The sequence below is a fragment of the Oscillatoria nigro-viridis PCC 7112 genome, assembly GCF_000317475.1.
In the GTDB taxonomy this organism is placed as follows: domain Bacteria; phylum Cyanobacteriota; class Cyanobacteriia; order Cyanobacteriales; family Microcoleaceae; genus Microcoleus; species Microcoleus nigroviridis.
Window position 1 is genome coordinate 147,361 of the sequence record NC_019763.1, and the last position, 18,920, is coordinate 166,280.

Annotated in this window: 17 protein-coding genes and 1 pseudogene; 12 read left to right on the forward strand and 6 right to left on the reverse strand. The window is 43.8% G+C overall.

The genetic code is table 11. The features are described 5' to 3' along the window. Position 1: 1 nt before the first annotated feature. The 10 genes and pseudogenes from OSC7112_RS31565 to OSC7112_RS31605 all read left to right on the forward strand — a co-directional run bounded on the left by OSC7112_RS31565 (position 2) and on the right by OSC7112_RS31605 (position 5,993). Positions 2-379 carry a hypothetical protein gene (locus OSC7112_RS31565; RefSeq protein ID WP_015211698.1) on the forward strand — a complete coding sequence of 126 codons (378 nt, stop codon included), beginning with the start codon at positions 2-4 and terminating at the stop codon, positions 377-379. Between the two features lie 41 nt (positions 380-420). Beyond that, positions 421-639, forward strand: a complete 219-nt coding sequence (locus OSC7112_RS31570) for a hypothetical protein (protein WP_150111727.1) — start codon at positions 421-423, stop codon at positions 637-639. A gap of 63 nt (positions 640-702) precedes the next feature. After that, complete coding sequence (locus OSC7112_RS41395) at positions 703-1,506, forward strand: polymorphic toxin-type HINT domain-containing protein (RefSeq protein WP_051041627.1); 804 nt, start codon at positions 703-705, stop codon at positions 1,504-1,506. A 19-nt stretch (positions 1,507-1,525) separates the two neighbouring features. Continuing rightward, the gene (locus tag OSC7112_RS31580) at positions 1,526-2,128 is read left to right on the forward strand and encodes an Imm5 family immunity protein (protein WP_015211700.1); all 603 of its coding nucleotides are present in this window, start codon (positions 1,526-1,528) and stop codon (positions 2,126-2,128) included. A gap of 91 nt (positions 2,129-2,219) precedes the next feature. Beyond that, positions 2,220-2,576, forward strand: a pseudogene (locus OSC7112_RS42030) (polymorphic toxin-type HINT domain-containing protein); the annotation flags it as partial. A 51-nt stretch (positions 2,577-2,627) separates the two neighbouring features. Beyond that, positions 2,628-2,999, forward strand: a complete 372-nt coding sequence (locus tag OSC7112_RS42035; RefSeq protein ID WP_263053639.1) for an AHH domain-containing protein — start codon at positions 2,628-2,630, stop codon at positions 2,997-2,999. Between the two features lie 213 nt (positions 3,000-3,212). Then, positions 3,213-3,812 (forward strand): imm11 family protein, encoded by a 600-nt coding sequence (locus tag OSC7112_RS31590; RefSeq protein WP_015211702.1) that lies wholly within the window; start codon positions 3,213-3,215, stop codon positions 3,810-3,812. Positions 3,813-3,921: 109 nt separating this feature from the next. Next, entirely contained in the window at positions 3,922-4,608 is a 687-nt protein-coding gene (locus OSC7112_RS41405) for a polymorphic toxin-type HINT domain-containing protein (protein ID WP_263053640.1), read from the forward strand. A 14-nt stretch (positions 4,609-4,622) separates the two neighbouring features. After that, positions 4,623-5,087 carry a hypothetical protein gene (locus tag OSC7112_RS31600; protein ID WP_015211704.1) on the forward strand — a complete coding sequence of 155 codons (465 nt, stop codon included), beginning with the start codon at positions 4,623-4,625 and terminating at the stop codon, positions 5,085-5,087. A 198-nt stretch (positions 5,088-5,285) separates the two neighbouring features. Then, a complete protein-coding gene (locus OSC7112_RS31605) occupies positions 5,286-5,993 on the forward strand; it encodes a hypothetical protein (RefSeq protein ID WP_015211705.1) in 708 nt (235 codons plus the stop codon). 175 nt (positions 5,994-6,168) lie between these two features. Here the strand turns inward: OSC7112_RS31605 and OSC7112_RS31610 are convergent, their stop codons facing one another. The 6 genes from OSC7112_RS31610 to drmA all read right to left on the reverse strand — a co-directional run bounded on the left by OSC7112_RS31610 (position 6,169) and on the right by drmA (position 17,954). Beyond that, on the reverse strand, positions 6,169-7,467 hold the full coding sequence (locus OSC7112_RS31610; RefSeq protein ID WP_015211706.1) for a ParB/RepB/Spo0J family partition protein: 1,299 nt from the start codon (positions 7,465-7,467) through the stop codon (positions 6,169-6,171). A gap of 618 nt (positions 7,468-8,085) precedes the next feature. Continuing rightward, entirely contained in the window at positions 8,086-9,072 is a 987-nt protein-coding gene (gene holA / locus OSC7112_RS31615) for a DNA polymerase III subunit delta (protein WP_015211707.1), read from the reverse strand. Further along, entirely contained in the window at positions 9,069-10,613 is a 1,545-nt protein-coding gene (gene dnaX / locus OSC7112_RS31620; RefSeq protein WP_015211708.1) for a DNA polymerase III subunit gamma/tau, read from the reverse strand. Before dnaX ends, holA begins: the two co-directional genes overlap by 4 nt. After that, a complete protein-coding gene (gene dnaN / locus OSC7112_RS31625; protein ID WP_015211709.1) occupies positions 10,610-12,046 on the reverse strand; it encodes a DNA polymerase III subunit beta in 1,437 nt (478 codons plus the stop codon). The genes dnaX and dnaN overlap by 4 nt, the downstream gene beginning before the upstream one ends. 96 nt (positions 12,047-12,142) lie before the next feature. Further along, positions 12,143-14,011, reverse strand: coding sequence for an MrfA Zn-binding domain-containing protein (gene drmB, locus OSC7112_RS31630; protein ID WP_015211710.1), 1,869 nt, complete (start codon positions 14,009-14,011; stop codon positions 12,143-12,145). A gap of 118 nt (positions 14,012-14,129) precedes the next feature. Then, complete coding sequence (gene drmA, locus OSC7112_RS31635) at positions 14,130-17,954, reverse strand: DISARM system helicase DrmA (RefSeq protein WP_041623848.1); 3,825 nt, start codon at positions 17,952-17,954, stop codon at positions 14,130-14,132. A gap of 158 nt (positions 17,955-18,112) precedes the next feature. Between drmA and OSC7112_RS31640 the strand changes: the two genes are divergently transcribed. After that, on the forward strand, positions 18,113-18,529 hold the full coding sequence (locus OSC7112_RS31640) for an element excision factor XisH family protein (RefSeq protein WP_015211712.1): 417 nt from the start codon (positions 18,113-18,115) through the stop codon (positions 18,527-18,529). Beyond that, positions 18,517-18,864 carry a XisI protein gene (locus OSC7112_RS31645; RefSeq protein ID WP_015211713.1) on the forward strand — a complete coding sequence of 116 codons (348 nt, stop codon included), beginning with the start codon at positions 18,517-18,519 and terminating at the stop codon, positions 18,862-18,864. The genes OSC7112_RS31640 and OSC7112_RS31645 overlap by 13 nt, the downstream gene beginning before the upstream one ends. Positions 18,865-18,920: the final 56 nt, after the last annotated feature.

Sequence of the window (18,920 nt, forward strand, 5' to 3'; positions counted from 1 at the left end):
AATGAAGTATAATGTAGATGATGTTGTAGTTCGTAACTGGGCTAATTTGAGACAAATGCCTGATGGAAGATGGAATCGCATTTGGGAAATTACACTCAAACAAGCAATCCCTGAATCGATAAATCTTGAAAATATTTCTAAGTTATTATCTCACGAAGATTTTGATATTCGTGTGGTAATGAGAGAAGGAAACAATCTTGCAATCTCTGTCACAACTGAAAGGTGGGGGTGGGAAGACGAACTAATTTTTGCTACATATAGAATGTTCGAGGAAATTGAGCATTTGGTGGGAAAGATTGATATAATCCAAGCACAAAACCGAGATATTTGGCATTTACAGTTTCAAACAAATAAACTGAAATCTTTTAATGCAGACTAAAAAGTAAGACGTTGCTAATGTTTTTGGGGGAATTAAATTCTATGGAAGAACTAGAAATTGGATTACGCATAGAGTCAGCCAAAGGCTTAACTTTCTTCGGTTTAGAAGAAATTAATGAGTTGTTAAAAAATGGAGCCAATATTACAGCTATTGAGCCAGTTGGAACCCTGACACAACAGATTCAAAAAGAGGACGGCATTGTTCATCTGGCTATTACTGGCTTCAGCCTCAAGGTAAAATTTGTAAAACCTAGCACATAATTTGAGTTACAGGAACTCATACCAAAGAGAATAGGGGTCTGTTTTGTTGCTGGTACGGAGATTTTGACTGTTGATGGGATTAAGAATGTTGAGGATATTCAAGTTGGAGATTGGGTGATTGCTGACGACCCTACTACTCCGGGGGGGATTGAGGCAAAACAGGTTTTGGATACTTTTGTACGGGAAACTGATGCGCTGGTTGACCTTTATGTGGATGGGGAGGTGATTTCTACTACTGGGGAGCATCCTTTCTGGGTAGCGGATAAGGGGTGGGTTGAGGCGAAAGATTTGGTTGTTGGGTCGTTGTTGCAGACGCAAGATGGTAGGATTGTTGATGTCGATAAAATTGAGAAGCGGGAAGGTAAGTTTGAGGTTTATAATTTTAATGTTGAGGGAATTCCGACTTACTTCGTTTCTGAGTGGGGGATTCTGGTTCATAATGCCGATTATCCCAGTGCAGCTCAGGAAATACACAACAACCTTCCCAATAGTCTTAGGAAGGAGAAGACAGTTGCTACAGATGGACAGATCGAAACTATCAGTGGCTATAACCCAAATTTGAAGCCCCCTAATTTTTCACACGTTCCTGCTACTGAGGTTATTCGTAGAGGTCAACAAATTGGACATGAATTTCCTAACTTAGGCTCTCGAGATCGAGGCATTCCAGGTCAAGCAAAAGCCAGCCATGCAGAAGTACAATTAATAGTTGGTAATCCCAGTGCAAATAATATTGAGATTGCTCCCAGAGCTATGTGTCCAAGCTGTCAGGGATTCTTTCAAAAGGAAGCAAGAGCACAGAATAGATCGATAAGAGTTATAGATACGAACGGTAGCAAAACTTTCAACCCAGATGGATCTGTTGATTAGAAAATAATACCGACAAACAATGAATACCTTGCCAATATCTGTCAAACAAGTTTTAGAAGAGTGCCATTCTCATCTCGATTCAAAGGGTGAACTACCTGCCTCCTACCGAGGGAAAATATATAAAGTAATTGGTGATTGCTTTGATAACAATTCTCAGAATGCTCATGTTATTAGATCGAGATTAGAGCTAAGTTGTGCGTGGAAAGTGCTGGGGATTTGGGAGTCTTGCGAGTTGACAGATGACTCAGCAAGAAAGTTACTAGAGATGGCTGAGAATTTTTTACGGAATAAAGGTGACAGAAAAACATTAGAAACATTTGACAATTTCTTTTACGATAAATTAGAGAATTTAATGGATAATGGGCAAGAGTATTTTATAGCAGCCTACGCAGGATATGCGTCTTCTTCAGCTATTAGTACAGTGCTGTATGATATTAACTTTGATACATTATATCGATCGGAAATAGAGATTGATCCTGACGATTGGACAGCTTGCTTTAATGCTTCTTTAGCGTACTGTGGAGGGGCAACATGGGAAGAAGGAGTTGGAGATGATTTGAAGAGAAGAGAATTTTGGGAGTGGTTCCTGAATGATGCAGTACCTGCCTTATGGCAAATATAGTAAATACTAAACAGGGCTAAGGATAGCCACTCTTTCTCTAGAATCGATTGAGGCGCGAGACCCATAATTACAAGTCCTACACAGCACTAAGGGAATCAAGAATATTGAGGATATTCAAGTCGGAGATTGGGTGATTGCTGACGATCCTACTACTCCTGGAGGGATTGAGGCAAAACAGGTTTTGGATACGTTTGTACGGGAAACTGATGCGCTGTACGATTTGTATGTGGATGGGGAGGTGATTTCTACTACTGGGGAGCATCCTTTCTGGGTGGCGGATCAAGGGTGGGTTGAGGCAAAGGATTTAGTTGTTGGGTCGTTGTTGCAGACTGGGGATGGGAGGATTGTTGATGTTGATAAAATTGAGAAGCGTGAAGGGCAGTTTCCGGTTTATAATTTTAATGTTGAGGGATTTCATACTTACTATGTCTCTGATTTAGGGATTCTGGTTCATAATGCTGGTTATGGAGGTCTTGAAAGAGGTAATATTAACCAAAACATAGCTGGTGGCGTACCTTCGGGATATCAAGGACATCACTTAATTCCGGTGAAGGTTGCCCAGGAATTTCCAGTAATGCAAGAAGCTGCTGATAACTTGGGGTATAATATTAATAGGGGTAATAATGGTATTGCTTTACCAGGAACACCAGCGGAATCTCTTAGCACAGGATTACCGTATCATGGTGGTAGGCACACACCAGAATACAACGACCTTGCTAGAGGGTATCTGGACAATCTTCAGAGACGATACGATAGAGGTTTAGTGAGTGACAGTGATTTGGTGAACGAGATTGCTAATGTTGAGAATCAGATAAGATCCGATTTACTAGATGACAGAATTAGACTTCAAAGAAATGACCCCAGGCCGTGATGTTGAGGTTCTGTTCCCATAATGTCCAAATTACAGCGGTTCCCACTGTAATGCGGTACACTTAATGAATCCTCAACATTTAAGAAATTGGGAAAGTTAATTTTTGCTACTACTCATAAGAGCAAAAACCGTTGTAAAATTGTAGACATTACTGTGCAAAGCTTCCGACAAAAATTGTCTGAGCGCAAAATTTAGTCAACAATAAAAGATATTATGACTACGATAAAAATCTGGAAAGCTGATACAACTTCGTGGGAGACTTATACAGAAGCAAGAATGCTTAATCGAGAAATTGCAGCAAAGATAAGTCCTTACATTTCAAGATGCCAATCCCTGAAAAATACAATTTTAACATCTAATATAGTTTTAGAAATATACTCAGAATATCCACCAACATACCCACCAAATGATTTTTTTACAACTGGTTCACTTCGGATAATTTCTAGTAAAATTAAAGAAATACTAGATTCTATTGATAATATCAAAGTGGAGTTTTTTCCAGTTACAGTTATTTATGAAGGTGAAGAATATTTAGAAAAAAGTTATTTTCTTATGCACATTCTTGACGAGTTAGACTGCTTTGATTTTGAAAATTCAGAATATAAGTCTCATCAAGTACAGTCCAGTGGAGCTACATATATAGATTCCATAACGAAACTTTCTTTACTACCTGTAGATACATCAAAATACAAAGTGTTCATAGTAGGAGAAGTTGGATTTTTCATCATTTGCATCGACAGCTTTATTGCAGATAAAATAACTGAAGCGGGTGCTACAGGCGTAAAATTTGTAGACCCTTCAGAAGCTTACTGATAAGTATGAATGGTAGTCAGCTCTTCCATTTATCATAGGATGAGTTAAAGCACTCTTCCTATCATCGCAAACATCATCGCAGACCTCACTCACCTTTGCTAAAAAGAATATTGAGGATATTCAAGTTGGGGATTGGGTGATTGCTGACGACCCGACTACTCCGGGGGGGATTGAGGCGAAACAGGTTTTGGATACTTTTGTACGGGAAACTGATGCGCTGGTTGATTTGTATGTGGATGGGGAGGTGATTTCTACTACTGGGGAGCATCCTTTCTGGGTGCCCGATCGCGGTTGGGTGGAAGCGGCCGATTTAACTGTTGGGTCGCTGTTGCAGACTGGGGATGGTAGGATTGTTGATGTCGATCGGGTCCAGAAGCGAGAAGGTAATTTTGAGGTTTATAATTTTAATGTTGAAGGGTTTCATACTTATTTTGTTTCGGATTTAGGGATTCTGGTTCATAATGTTTGTGTTTACACTACCACAAATAGTCGGGTTGATTTAAATCGCCCTGAAGGTACATACGTTACACGACAGAATATTACAGAACCCGCAACACTATACCAACACATAAGCAGGAATGTGCCACCCAGTAGTAAACGACGGGGACAAGGCTTTCTTGATTTTGTTACTGAAATCGATGTCCCGGAAGAAGGTTTGCGCGTCGATCCATGTGGTAGACCAGGAGTTACAGCGTGGATTCCTCCCAATACAGATGGAGCTAGAATTACTAGGGAATGGAGTGTTACAGAACCAGTTGTAGGGGAGCCACCAGTAATTAAATTGCTAGACGAGTAAATATACTTGCAATCATGAAAAAAATAATAGAAAATGTCAGACGAACTATAGCACACAAAACAATACTTTGGGCTTATCCAATTGCACTCAAACTACAAAAATATCACTATAGTTTGGCAATCCAATGGGCAGTAGAATGCATACAAATATATTCATCAGACATTAAATCAAATAAATTCTCCCAACTTAATAAATATATTCAGCAAGCAATGGATGAGCAAAATGTTTTAACACCTTTACAGTGTGATGAAATTAGTCAAGAGATATGGTATTTGCCTGAGAGGGAAGAAATTCAAACCGCCATAGCTCGATTGTGGGGTTCTATCGCAGCTTTTAAAGATGGAGAAGAGCATGGTGGAGTAATGGAAACCACTATGGCAGTCGAATTAGTATTACCTGATACATCCAATCATCGTCTATTAGATCAATACTTAGAAGCTGCTGTAAGAATTTGTGAAGAATACGAATCACAAAACTAGGCGTGTGAGCAGTTCAAACTATCATCCGTCGGGGGGCAAAATTTTACTCTCATATCGACTTTCAGAAAGTTCCCTCGCAACTGCTGCTAATCCTCTCTCGCTACCAAAAACCCAACATCGATCGCAAACGAACTTCCCCCTGTACAAAGACAACCTGCACAGTATAAAATTTAACATAATATCGCTCTACAAACAGCCATGACACCCACAGTAACCATCCAAGAACTAGCCTTAGCTCTAACAGCCAAAAACCACTCTCCCACGCTCCTCAACTCGGACTTCCTCAAATACAGCGGCATCGTCCCCGCCGATTGGGAACTCGCCCGCCCCCCCATTTTCAGCCCCCAAATCTCTCAAGTGGCCTTCACCAACGGTATCAACATCGTCGCCCAATCGAACGCCATCACCTTCATCGAATCTCTCTCTACAAAGTCAACAGAAGACGTAAAAATTCCCGACATCATCCGCAAATACGTTGAAGCGCTACCCCGCACCGACTATCAAACTTTAAGCATCAATCCCAGAAGCTTCATCACCTTTGAAGCAGGAGACGATAATGCTGCCTCGGAGTTCATCACCTCCACTTTACTCTCGAAAGGTACTTGGTCTGATGTTGGGAAAGCTCCCGTAAAAGCTGCTGTCAATTTAGTGTACTCTCTCGAACAGGGAGAACTTAACTTGAGCGTTGCCGAAGCTATGCTGCAACTGCAAGAAGCCGAACCAACTCCCGCAGTATTGTTTTCGGGAAGCTTTCAATACGAAATTGCAGGGGAATTAGAAGGAGAAAAACTGCAACACTTGTACAAGCTGTTGGAAAATTGGCAGCCGGATTTAGAGGCTTACAGGGAAATCGTCAACGAACGGTTTTTGGGGAAAGAAGTTGAAGAGTTACCGTCTGCCGCGTAAAGGATAAGACTGTGGGGGCGATCGCACGACGCAAACAAATTCTAGTTGTGCGATCGCCCGAACGAGGGGTGACTGAATAATTCGTAATTAAAGGTACAAGCTAATGGCCAAATAATTCGGAATTAAAGAAACCGATCGCTAATTCCGAATTTAGTGCCAGTAAACGAGAGCCTCATTATAAAGCCTGCTCGATCGCCCGCCGCGCCAATTCCACCTGTTCCACAGCATCCAGATAAGCTAGCGCTGCTGCATCCCAAACCACTTTTCTCTGCATCCTGTTCAAGACTATTTTCCCAAACTCGTACACCGTGCCGAAGCTTTGCAGCCTGAGAATTCGCTCAGCCCTAGAGCAAAAACTCGGCGTTGGGTTCAATATCGCCACCACATCCGAGTGAAGGAGCGACACCACCTCTGAACCCATATCGACTTTCAAAGTCGCTCCAACTTCCACAATCCGGCCCCAAAATCCATTCCACTTCCTTTCCGCTATTTTTTGTTTAGGAATAAAAGGGATTTTGACAATAACCCACGAAAGAGCGCTGTCTGGACCAAAGCGCGTTTTGACTCCCTCACCCGTAATTGGTTCGCAAGGAGTGCAAGTTTTACATTCTCCACCGCAATCGCCTTCTTGAACCGGCTCGCTACTAATGCTGCCCTCGATTTCCTTCGAGGCGGAGGATTTTCTCAAAGCAGCCTTAATCATAGCTTTAGCTTGTTTCGGGGTTTTCGCTGCTCCCGACGAGATCGCAGCCAACGCCACTACTCGCTTGTCCTCCTGCATCTTCGCAAGTTGATACCCCACATCTATGCTGTTGTCATTAATAATGTCCAACCACTTTGCAGCCAATTCGGGGCGGTCTTTCTTGAGCTCGTCGGCAGCTTTGACGGCAATGCGCCCTTTCCTGTAGTTCCTGCCGCACCCCAAGCCGACTATAGCTGCCACAATATTTTCCGTCAGTTCCATTTCCCTTGGAGTCAGACCTAAGTCGATCGGGTTCAATGGAAAATTTTCCATCAGCGGTTGCTGGTTGTCCGACGGCAGCTCTGCTGAGCCAGCAGCTTCGTGGCGAGCTTTCTTAGCAGCGTGTCTGTTCCTCAGCTCTCTAGCTATAGGCTCCACAACAATTCCTTCCCGAATTCTCTGTACTGGACTTTGGTGGCGGTGGCGGTTTTCTGCCACCAAGACGAACAGCTCGTCATCTTCAGTCTGGAAGTGGCAGACAATAACTGGGACAGACTTCCAGCCCAGCGCTGCCAGCGCCCTCCACCGCCGATGACCGCTGACGATCGTGCCATCTGTTTTGACGGTCAGGGGTTGGACGTAGCCTTTGAGTTGGATCAACTCTACCAGGTCAGCAATACTTTCGGTGCACCCGTAAATTTCCTCATTGCGAGGGTGAGGCTTGAGTTGGTCAAGGCCAATATACTGAATCGCGTCGCTGACTGAGAGCGACACAGTTTCATTTTTATTCATTTGGATAGCCCTGGTTGTTTATTTGGGGATTGGGGCTTTGTACCTTTGCCTGCTAAACCCAATAAGGTTTCCTAACAGAAAGTTGGGGTTATTCTCTGTCGAGGCGGCGCGGGCTGTATCGGCAGGTCGCCTTCACTGTCAAAAGGTTCCCTGCTTTTACATTCTTAGAATAGCATATTTCTTAAACTAGCAATGCGCTACATTATGGTATAACAAAAGACTATTATGTTTAAAATATTTTTTAATAATTATTGATTATTAGGATAGCGTTTCTGATAAAAAATGGAGAAGTAATTAAAATTAATTATAACAGAGCCTTTATCACGTTGTATTTCAAATTTACAATTACTACAAACATAATGTTTGTGGGAGAGTTTAGCCCATTCATTACGAATTTTTCCACATTTCGGGCATCTGTGTGAGGGTTTTATTTTTTGAGTAGCAAGCATTAACATTGGAGTGATTTTAGTTTAATTAATAAGTTTTATAAGGTGTTTTGGTAAAAAAATAAAAAATTCCCCCGTTTAACTTCTTGCATTAGTTAAACAAGGGGAATGAACACTCGCGCTCGCCCCTATATCGCCCCTACATCACTTCTACATCGCCCCTACATCACTTCTACATCGCTTCTACTGAGCGCTTCCTTGCTTTCTTAGAAGGAAACAGTTGGGCGATCGCCAGAATTGCAGGCAACATGGAATCCCCTTTACGCCCAAGCTTCAGCGAACCCTCTAAATCAAGCAGCAGGGACATCGCAGCCGCAAGAGATGTTAGAGAAACAGCAGCTACTTCTTTTCTCAGAAAGTACACTCGCTTCGGGTTAGCAATTTGACAAATCCGGGCAATTTCAGCGTCTTGCTTAACTCCTCCAACTATCGCCGCTTTTACCCACAACCAAGTTCTAAATTGAGCAATCAGCGTCGCACAAATCGCCAGCGGGAAAGTTTCTATTGCCAAAAGGTAAAGCAGCAAACAAACTGCTCTCTTAGAGTTATTTTCCCTCAGCGCTTCGGCAAGCTGGAGGCTATTTTGAGTGGTTGAAGGAACCAGCGATCGCACAGAGTTTAAAGTGAGGGAAGCGCCGCTGCTCAGGGTCGCCAACTTGTGCAGTTCTGATTCAGCGCGAGCAGGATTGTTCCCGATCGCAACCGCCAAGTAATCAATAGCATTTGAGTTCAGCGACAGCCCTATTGCCAAAGCTTGAGTTCGGATCGATCGGGCAATGAGATCCGTTCGCCAGGGGGGAATAAGGTCGAACTCAAACAGCTTAGCTTGAGAAAGCAGGAATTTTGCCACCTTCAGGCGTTTGTCAATGGAAGGCGCTACAAAAACCAGGTGCGTCTTTTGCGGTATCTGCGGGAGCACCTGAAGAACCTCCAGCGCCTCTTCAGTAAACTGTTTGAAATTACACCCTTCTACCACCACTAACTTTGCTTTTTCCGTTCCCAAGGCGGGAGTCAGGGCGCAGTCAACCGCCTCATTCAATGCCGAAGCATCAAAGCGGTGATAATTGAAACTCATCCAAGCAGGATCGAGGTTCTTTTTAAAGGCAGAAAGCTTTTTGTGAATCGCGTGGAGGTCATCCCCTATCAGCAAGCTAATCATGGGTTCTTCTCCTCGAACGACACTTGATAGCGGACGCCCGTTGCCGCCAGAAATATCTTCTGCACCTTAGCTGCGTTCCGGTTGAACTTGTCCAGGTATTGGGCGGGCACAGCCAGCACCGCTTTCTTTTCCGTCAGTGCTACCAGGGAAGCAGCACAGAGTAAAGCGCGGTTCTTCTCAGAAGTTGCTGAGAGCACTTTTTCCCAAATGGCTCGCTCTTTGGAACGGGGCGATCGCAACTTGGAGGTACTGGGCAGCTTCTGGGTGCGATCGGGCTGCCTGGGGTTAGCAAGAGCGCCAAGAGCGACGTGGGGTTTTAATTGTGGCACCTTTGCCAATCCCAGCAAGCAGAGTTCCAGCCACAGCGTTGGGTGAGCGCTCTTGCTGAGCTGCCATTCCGAAGCCCGCAACTGTTCGAGGCCAGCAGCGATCGCATTGCAGTCCCAAGCAGAGGCAATTTCCATCAGGGCTGAGTGCGAAATGCCGCTAACTAGCATCAGCGAACAGTCTGACACGCTCGTTGCAAGCAACAAGTCCCGGTAGCAGGCTAGCAGCGACGCCAGCAGCATTTTAGGGCTTTTCCCGCTGTCAATGAGTTCGCGGGACAGTTGCAGCAGCTTCAGCGCGTTGCCGGTGCGGGCCGATTTCAAAATTGCAATTAAATCCGACTCCGGTATCCGCCCCGACAGCTCCAATACGTGAGAGCTAGTAATTTCCTCTCCTAATAAGCTCAACTGATCGAGCAACTGCAAGGCGTCCCTCATCCCGCCATTCGCGGCGCGGGCGATCGCAATTTTAGCTTCTTCGGCAATTGCAATTGACTCTTTCTGGGCTACCATTGTTAGCTGTTTGACAATGGCTGGGATTGGCAGCGATCGAAACAGAAACGTTTGGCAGCGGCTGTTAATTGTTGGCAGCACTTTGTGTTGCTCTGTTGTACACAAGATGAACACTACATGATGCGGAGGTTCTTCCAAACATTTTAGAAGAGCGTTAAAAGCTTGGGAACTCAGGCAGTGAACTTCATCTAAAATAAACACTCGGTAGCGGCTGATAGCTGGTGCGAAGTGCGATCGCTCGATCAGGCCGCGAGCGTCATCTACACCGTTGTGGGAAGCCGCGTCAATTTCAGCAACGTCTAAGCTGCTGCCTTTTTCAATCGAGCGGCAGGACTGGCACTTGCCGCACGGCTTTACTGTGGGTTTGTCTGCACTGGTGCAGTTGAGAGATTTAGCTAAAATGCGGGCCGTTGAAGTTTTGCCCGTTCCCCGTTCGCCGGCGAACAAGTAAGCCGGAGCAATTTTATTAGTTTTGACCGCATTGGAAAGTGTCCTTTGGATGTACTCCTGTCCGGCCAGTTCAGACAAGCTACGAGGGCGGTATTTTTGAGGCAATGCTGCGTACATGATTGAATGGTTAGGTGTAATTGTTTGCTGAGAATTAGAGTCATATTTGCGGAGTTTGCACTCAGAAGAAGAGAGAAGTAAAAAACTCAATATTTTTACTTCTGCCAAGCGAGCATTTTTTGCAAAAGACATCATTCTTTGAAAATCGGCATTAACAAGTATTTGGCATCCATTAGGATGTTGGGCTTGGAGGGGTTGCCAGCAGGAACTAAAATAGCGGGGCCGTCGCGCTGAGTGAGGTGCATTTGGAGTTGGGAACTAGCGATCGCTTTTGCACCTTCCAACAGGTATTTTATGTTGAATGAAATTGACAAATTGCCGTCTGAGTTAACGTGCGCCGCCATCTGTTCCAAGCCGTTTCCAAATTCTCTGAAAAGCGACAGTGACACTTGCTGTGCTTCGCTATTAATGCGGATGCTGAGCGTTTTTTCTTTCTTGTCTGCCAGCACAGCAATTCTCTCTATAGCTTTGATGAAAGGTGCTTTTTCCAGCGTTACCTGATGTTGGAAATCCTGCTGCAATAAATCGGGATAAGCTGGGTATGTGCCTTCTAAACAGCGCGTTACTAAGCGCTGCGCTCCCCACCGGAATTCTATCAAAGCGCTCTCAGTGCTGTAAGAAAGCTCTACTGGGTCAGCGGATGTCCTGCTCGATAAAATTCGCTCCAGTTCGGCGAGCGATTTAGCTGGGACTGTAAGCTCTAGAGGCTGTGCAATTTCCGCTTGTTTCTTCTTAGAAAAACCTTGAATTGAAGTATTGAGGACAACCAAACGGTGGCCGTCTGTGGCAGCAAATTCGAGGCTATCTTGGCCGATTTTGAAGTAAACACCTGTCAGGATGTGCTTGCCTTCATCGGTAGCGGTGGCAAACAGTGACCCTTTCAGGCCTTCTTTCAACGTTTCAGCGGGGATGCAAATTGTTTGCGCTGTTTTTACTTCAGGAATGGCAGGGAATTCTTCACTCGAAAGCCCTCGAACTTGATAGCGACCGCAAGCAGCGATTAGGGTAGCAACTGGACTGTTGCTAACAGCCTCTGGCAAGGTAGCGCTATTCCCGCTATCTTCGCTATCTTCACCTTCGCGATTCAAGGCTTCGCGACTGACCAAAGTGATATCTCCGGGCGAGAATTTTCCGACAATATCGCTAAGTAGCCCGACAGGAATGGTCATGTCGCCGGGAGATTGAACTTTGGCATCAAAGGATGTTTGAATGGCCAAGCTCATGTCGAAAACGCTGAGTTGGACTCGCTGCGTTTTTTTGCAAGCGACTAAGAGGACATTTCCTAACACAGGGTGGGTGGGTTTTGCTGGGACAGCTTTGCTGACAAGTTCGAGATGGTTGGCTAAATTGTCTTGCGTGCAGACGAGCTTAATTTCTGCTGGCAAAAGCTGGGGAGAATCGCCTGCGCTATTGGAGGAATTGCGCTCGGGTTTTTCTTCAAGTTTTGGTTCATCTTCGACCAAAGGTTCGGTTTGTTCTAAGGGAACACTTGCCTTGGGTTTGATTTTGGAAAATCCGCTTTCTTTTTTTCGGCTTTTAGCTGTCGCGGTGTGGGATTTGGTTTGCATCTTTGTGCGTTAAAATAGCTGCTAAGCGGGGGCAGCGCTAGCTGCCCAGAGAATAGCTCGCACGACTCAGCTTCTCACTCGACTTTAGATATAAGATTATTGAAAGAAAGCTAATTCTGATAAATCAGCATTCATAGTAGGAATTAACAAAGTGCGATCGAGATATTTATTGCCCCGTTCGCAGGATGTTTCAGGACTAAACAAACAAGCATGACAAGCCGCCCAATGCAAAGAAGTTGTATTTTGTAAAGGGCTATGTTCTGCACATAAAGGGTCAGAAGCACATAAACCAATTTGTTCTAAAGCTTGGTCAATATGACGACCCAAAAGACCCGGTTCACCTAAACTGACTAATCCTCCTAGCGTACCTTCGCTGTCTGGGGCGGCTGTATAAATCAATACACCAGCCATGGGGCCATTATCTTCATTAGGATCTTTTGAGTAAATGCGTTCCCGCAAACTAGCAGCATTGTAACCACATTCTATTACTAATTGTCGCATCAAAGCATGAGCGAAGGAATGAAGTAAAATATAACGAATACCGGGAAAATTAGTATCAGGATCTAAGGAACGCGCCCTGCGCCAACGACGATGCGCTTCTAAGCTTTGTTGTTCGTATGTTTTTAATCGAGGTGTACTGGATAACCATTTTTGTAATATTTGCTCTTGAAATTGCATAAAAATACCTTCGCCGCGCACTTCACAAGCTGGCACCCATGTAGGTTTAGAACGACTCAAAGGAGCCCAGTATTCTTCGGGTAATTCTCCTGTTTCAGCATAGTCATTAGGAGATTCGATGCGTGTAAAACCAACTAAAGCACGAACTTCTCGCAAGCGTTCTACTAAGACAACTTTTTCAAAATAAGCTTCGTAACTATCAGGGGCGGCGACAGATGTTAACCGAAAATCAGCGTTATTTAAACTGGTGTTTACGTTAGAAAAAACTTGCCATTCTGGAGTTTTGATATCTTTCACATCCAGAAGGGGGGCTTCATCAGCCCCCTGACGTTTTTGTGCGATTTCTTGCCAGATTTCAGCATCTGAATATTTAGCAAATTCTTTGAGTTGACCGATTTGGCGGAAAGCAGCTAAAATGTCAATTGTAATAGCTTTTTCTAACACCGTCCAATGTTTATCAATCAGTTGCCCAAGTTGATTAATAGTAGTAGGAATCGAGAGCACGGAAAGGGTGATGGGAAACCAGCTATTTGATGCACCGAGTAAGATACTTTTCATTTGTTCGGTACATCCGTCTTCTGCAAAGTTGCGTAAATGGGGATGGCGGCCGCGACATTGAGGCATATTCATTTTACCAAGTTCGCCAAAGGCATCGGACAGCCGACGAGATTTACTGCAACCATCGCATTTTACTTCAATATCGGTGGCAGAACCAGAGATGCCCTGTTCATAGAGACGCAGAGAACCTTTGCAATTACTATTACCTTTATGAACGAAGTAGCGCCAGGGAAAATCATCTAAGTGTCCGTGTTGACAAGCTACTAAAAATCTGGCAGGGATGACTGTTGGAGAAAATTTGCGACAATTACTATGAATATAGCGATTTTGGTCGGGTCGATGGCGGTCGGTTTTTAACTCAAATAGTCCCGATTTTAAAGGTGCAAGTAATCGACATTGGGGACAAACTACCCAGGTGGGGAAAGGTGAGACGGGAATTCCTACTTGGGCGCTTTCATCAAATAAGTTAGGGATGAGGTTGTTTGATTCAGATATAGGTGGCGTTAGCAGTTTTTTGACTTGATTAAGGTTTTCTTTTTTTTGCACTGCTGCTAGTAATCGGGCTTCTCCTAATTCTGAGGCATGAGTGAGCTCCCAATCATCTAATCCCATTACCATTGTTGATAAGTTGGGTAAATCTACAATAGAACCAATGCCTGAAGAGAATAAAATTTGGCTGGGTCGGAGTTCGCCGACTTTGGTCTTAGAAGAAGATTGATTTGTTGTCATTGTATTAACTAATATATGGCGAACCTAAATGAATCCATAATGTTTGTAGTGAGGACTTTAGTCCTTGGCCGAAGAAGGACTGAAGTCCTTACTACAAACCAGCGATGGATTGCTTCTACTACGAGTCTAAATCAATTTGGGTAGTTTCACTCATTGATTGGGTTGGACGATCGTCATCATCGGGGATGCGATCGTCTAAAATTAAGCCAATATTCGGTTCAACATTTCGCAAGGAATTTAAACAAGTAAATGATTGCCAATTGCTTTGTCCTGGTTGTTCTAATAATCCCATTGTCACCCCATCTTTTTTAGTCTGATATCCTAATACTTTTCCTCCCGTTGTATCCGCTTCTGCTAACCAATAGTCTAATTTAGCTTCTAATTCTTGTTTTACTAAATCGCGGGTCTTAGTATCTCCTACTGCCAAAGCCCGATCGCAAATCGCATTAATAGCAGCTTCCACATAAGGATGATGGCGAGAAATCCTACCGGCTTTATCATTCGCGTTTAATTCGCTACCTGCCAAACGCACTAAAGAAACGAATAAAGCAGCTAACCCTCGGTCAATGGCGCGGGGAGCAAAAGGAGTAATTGAGAGGGCTTCAACGTGCTGATAGAAGGTAGCATGATAATGTTCAAATTGCTCATAATGAGATAAATCTCTCGGTCGTGCCCAGTTATAAACAGTAAATACTAAACCGGGGAAACTTCGCCCTACCCGCGAGGTTGCTTGGATGTATTCAGCAGTGTTTTTGGGTTGACCTGTCACTACCATTACGCCTAAACGTTTTACGTCTACGCCAACAGAAATCATGTTAGTAGCTAGTAAAACATCTAACGGTTTACGATTGTTATTTTTGGTGGACTTCTCTGAGGAAAAAGGAGTTTCTAACCAATTTAATACGATGGGAATATCGGTAGAATTTTTACGCGAGGTCAATTCTTCTACTTCCAGTCTCAGACGTTTGGCTAACCCTCTGCGATCGGTTTTTGCTAAGCGAGATTGAATGTCATCATCCACTAAACGCCTGGTTCCTCCTAGTTCCCGCATTGAATTAAAATAACCCACTAAGGTCATCCAAGGGTCAACCACATCGCCATAGTCTTCAAACAAATCTTGAGAGGCTGCCAATACTGCCGTATAAACGCGAATTAATGCTGCTTTTAATCGCCTTCCTGTGGCACAAATCCCCAAATATCGCCTACCGGGATAATCCTCTGAAGGCGGACGCTGACAGGAAAAGAAGTTATCTTCAATATCTAATCCTTGGGGTGGAAAAACTTGCACTTGGCGCAAAAATAGGTTATGCACTTGGTCGCGGGCTTGTCTAATTGTCGCAGTGGAAGCGATTACTTTGGGACGGACTATTTTACCGTTGACTTCCCACGATGCCAGTTGATCTACGGCGGTTTCATACAGTCCGACTAGGGTTCCCAAAGCGCCACTAATTAAATGCAATTCGTCTTGAATAATTAAATCTGGCGGCCTCAAGGCATTAGTCGAAATAGTTTTGGCAGTAGGGAGTCCGTATTTACTGGGATGAGAGTCTGTGTCTTCGATTTCAGGAGAACGAAAACCGTGACGGGTGCAATATCCCTCTACTTGTCCGAATAGCATTTGTACAGCACCATTCCAGGGCATTTGGGCAAATTTGTCAACAGTTGCTATCACTAATGTTGGCAAACGACGATAGATTTCTTCATCTACAACTACAATGGGTAAACCTTCGGTGGGAGATTGTTTTTGGGTAAATAAACATTTGCCTAAAGCATCACCACAGTAAATTAAAGTGCGTCCTTGTCCTTTGGCAAAGGATTCTACTTTAATATGTTGTTTGCCGGGGTCAATTTGAGAACCACACCAAGGACAGTTAGTTAATTGATGGGGGGAACCGCTGCTAGTGGGTTGGTATTGTCCGAGTTTTTGTTTGAGAAATTCATTGCTTTGTTCGGTTCGGTTTGGTGTGGTTTTCATCCCTACCCATAACCCAATTCTAAACGGTTCTTTTCCCCATTTATTTTCATCTTGGCGGCGGATTTCTTCGCAGGCACAAATTAAGGTTGTGGCGCGTTGAAATTGTTGTAATGTTAAGAGGCGGAGGGTGTAGCGCATGAGGACAGCAACCCCTGCTGCGCCGGAACGTCCGGCAATATCTCCTTGCAATCTTCTCAGTCCAATGGTGTAGGCTGTTAATCCTAGATAGGCTTCGGTTTTACCGCCGCCGGTGGGGAACCAAAGTAAATCTGCGATCGCATCTGTGGGATGACATCGATCTGGGTGGTCTAATTCGGTGATACTGGGAAGATTTAGCAGGATAAAAGCTAACTGAAACGGTCGCCAGGTGCGATTCTTGGGAATATCAATATTATCCCATTCGCTGGCTTCGCCGCGCCGTTTATTTTCTGCATGAATTGAGTGAATCCGCTGCTTCCACATGGCGAGATTCATAAATTGGAACGCTTCAGCAGCCTGAGAATCTGTTTGTAATAATGTGATTCCTGCTTGAATACGATCGCAAGTTATTTGACAATTTGCCAAGGCAGATTTTGCCGCATCCTGATAATCGGCTAAATCGGCTGCGGGGTCGGTAATTTTTGCAGTTTGTTGGGTAATCCATTCACTATAAGCAATAGTTAAAGAACTTAAAGCAGTTGATAAATCGGGAATTTCTGCTAGTTCTTTCATATCTAAAATTAATCCCGCCAGTCCCGGTATTTCCTCAATAGTTGGCGGCGTAGTTTGGGGTATTTCGTAAGCGGGAACGACTTTAGTAGCAAGGCGGATAGCCCGATGCCTTTGGCTGGCTTCGCGATCGCACTTTCCGCCTAAAAGTTCCGCGTGTACGCCTGTCCCGTGTCCGACGGCAAATTCTATGCAGTCGCGGTACTGCATCGCCATTGCTTGTTCTTCGGCAAATAAGACGGGGTTGAGTTTACCGAGTTGGCGTTTCAGTCGCCGTTTAATGAAAATATCGGGATATTTGGGGTCGGCAGATTCTACGCTTAATTCTGGTTGAAATAACCAAGCGCTATCGCGTCTCATTTTCGGTTCTTTTTGTCCGTTAACTAGGAAGAGAGTCACAATCCAATCTTGATGCTGTTGGCGAATTTGACCTTGAACAAATACTGCTTTTTCTGGATCGATTTGCCAAGGATTAATCGTACCTACTTTTAAGATAATATCCGGTGAGGTTCCTCGAATCGGGTAGCGCCGCCACAAGGTTTTTGCTTCGCCAGTCGAAGTTTGGGCGCTTTCGCTTTTCCCTTTTTCGTATTGTCCCCACCCTGCTTTTACTTTAATTGCTTTGGCTTTTCCATCAACACAAAAAGTCATGCCAATTGCCGAGGGAAACATTTTTTCGGCGGGGAGAATGTTACTTTCGGTTGTGCCTTCTTCTAAAGTACCGCTACCGGAAATGGCTAATTCATCCATTTGTTCGGGGGTTTCTTCGAGTTCTTCGGGTACAATATGCCGATCGCTAGGTGCGATTAATCCGACGAGATAGCGATCGCTAACTCGCATTTCGTCTATTTCTTCATAGTCTCCCCCCGCTGGGCCGAGTAAATCATTTAATATTGCTTTTTCTAATTTTTCCCGAATTTGATAATAACTTATGGTTGGTAAAATAGAAGGAGGATTGTCTTCAATATTTGGATGGGTATTGTCTTCAATATTTGGATGGGTATTGTTTTCAATATTTGGATGGGTATTGAAATAATGTACAACTTTTTGAGCAATGTTATCGGACATTGTAGGATTTTCTAAGTCAATGACATCGCTATCATCTAAGCTAAGGCCCTTTAATAAAACTGCTAAATGTTGTTCGTTGGCCGAAATGACGCTACTCCAATCTAGTTGGGCGGCGCGATTTTTTAACTGTTCGTTAATCGCTGCGAGGTCTAAGTTGCCAGGTAGTATAGCAGGGAGTTGGATAATATTCATAATATTGCAATATTTCGTAATATTCATAAATTAGCAATTTAGCATTTTAGCATAATACCACATTTAAATACATAGGGTGCGTCACGGCTACGCTTAACGCACCATCTTTCACTAAATGTGATAGTTTTAAATTGCACCTTTATATCAAATCGTCTATTGTGGCTAAGGATCGTTTTCATCAAGTTGTTAAGACTGCTCTTACTAAGGATGGGTGGAATGTTACTCACGATCCACTTAAAATTAAAGTGGGCGGTGTAGATATGGAAATTGACTTGGGGGCAGAACGATTACTGGCAGCAGAGCGAGGAAATGAGAAAATTGCGGTGGAAGTCAAAAGTTTTTTAGCTAGTGCATCGGCAATTTCTGAGTTTCATACAGCACTGGGGCAGTTTATTAACTATCGGGCTGCATTGCGTCGTGAAGAACCCGATCGCATTCTCTATTTAGCCATACCCGATTTAATCTATAACAGCTTCTTTCAACGTGATTTTCCAGCATCAATGCTGCAAGAAAATTCCGTAAAATTGATTATTTACGACCTTGAACTGGAGCAAATTTCACAATGGAAAAACTAACGGATCAATTAACCAACTATCAGCAAATTGTACAGCAATTATTGATGGATTACGCAGAAATTAAGCCAGCTTATGGTGATATTGAAGTTGAAACTATCTTTGATACACAGCGAAATCACTATCAAATTGTGCATCTGGGTTGGCAGCATAAACGCTGGGTACATGATTGTATAATACATCTTGATATTCGCAATGAGAAAATCTGGATTTTTTACAATTCAACAGAACATGATATTGCAGCAGATTTAGTCAATTTGGGTGTACCAAAACAAGATATTGTGTTAGGTTTCTATCCTCCTTTCATGCGGGAAATGAGTGATTATGCAGTGGGCTAAAAGTAGAATAAATTTCGTAGTAAGCACTTTAGTGCTAAAGGGACTGAAGTCCCTAC

Excerpts from the sequence above, each read along its gene's own strand:
- OSC7112_RS31565 (WP_015211698.1), top strand. The coding sequence starts at position 2 with ATGAAGTATAATGTAGATGATGTTGTAGTTCGTAACTGGGCTAATTTG.
- OSC7112_RS31570 (WP_150111727.1), top strand. The coding sequence starts at position 421 with ATGGAAGAACTAGAAATTGGATTACGCATAGAGTCAGCCAAAGGCTTA.
- OSC7112_RS31580 (WP_015211700.1), top strand. The coding sequence starts at position 1,526 with ATGAATACCTTGCCAATATCTGTCAAACAAGTTTTAGAAGAGTGCCAT.
- OSC7112_RS31590 (WP_015211702.1), top strand. The coding sequence starts at position 3,213 with ATGACTACGATAAAAATCTGGAAAGCTGATACAACTTCGTGGGAGACT.
- OSC7112_RS31600 (WP_015211704.1), top strand. The coding sequence starts at position 4,623 with ATGAAAAAAATAATAGAAAATGTCAGACGAACTATAGCACACAAAACA.
- OSC7112_RS31605 (WP_015211705.1), top strand. The coding sequence starts at position 5,286 with ATGACACCCACAGTAACCATCCAAGAACTAGCCTTAGCTCTAACAGCC.
- OSC7112_RS31610 (WP_015211706.1), bottom strand. The coding sequence starts at position 7,467 with ATGAATAAAAATGAAACTGTGTCGCTCTCAGTCAGCGACGCGATTCAG.
- holA (WP_015211707.1), bottom strand. The coding sequence starts at position 9,072 with ATGATTAGCTTGCTGATAGGGGATGACCTCCACGCGATTCACAAAAAG.
- dnaX (WP_015211708.1), bottom strand. The coding sequence starts at position 10,613 with ATGATGTCTTTTGCAAAAAATGCTCGCTTGGCAGAAGTAAAAATATTG.
- dnaN (WP_015211709.1), bottom strand. The coding sequence starts at position 12,046 with ATGCAAACCAAATCCCACACCGCGACAGCTAAAAGCCGAAAAAAAGAA.
- drmB (WP_015211710.1), bottom strand. The coding sequence starts at position 14,011 with ATGACAACAAATCAATCTTCTTCTAAGACCAAAGTCGGCGAACTCCGA.
- drmA (WP_041623848.1), bottom strand. The coding sequence starts at position 17,954 with ATGAATATTATCCAACTCCCTGCTATACTACCTGGCAACTTAGACCTC.
- OSC7112_RS31645 (WP_015211713.1), top strand. The coding sequence starts at position 18,517 with ATGGAAAAACTAACGGATCAATTAACCAACTATCAGCAAATTGTACAG.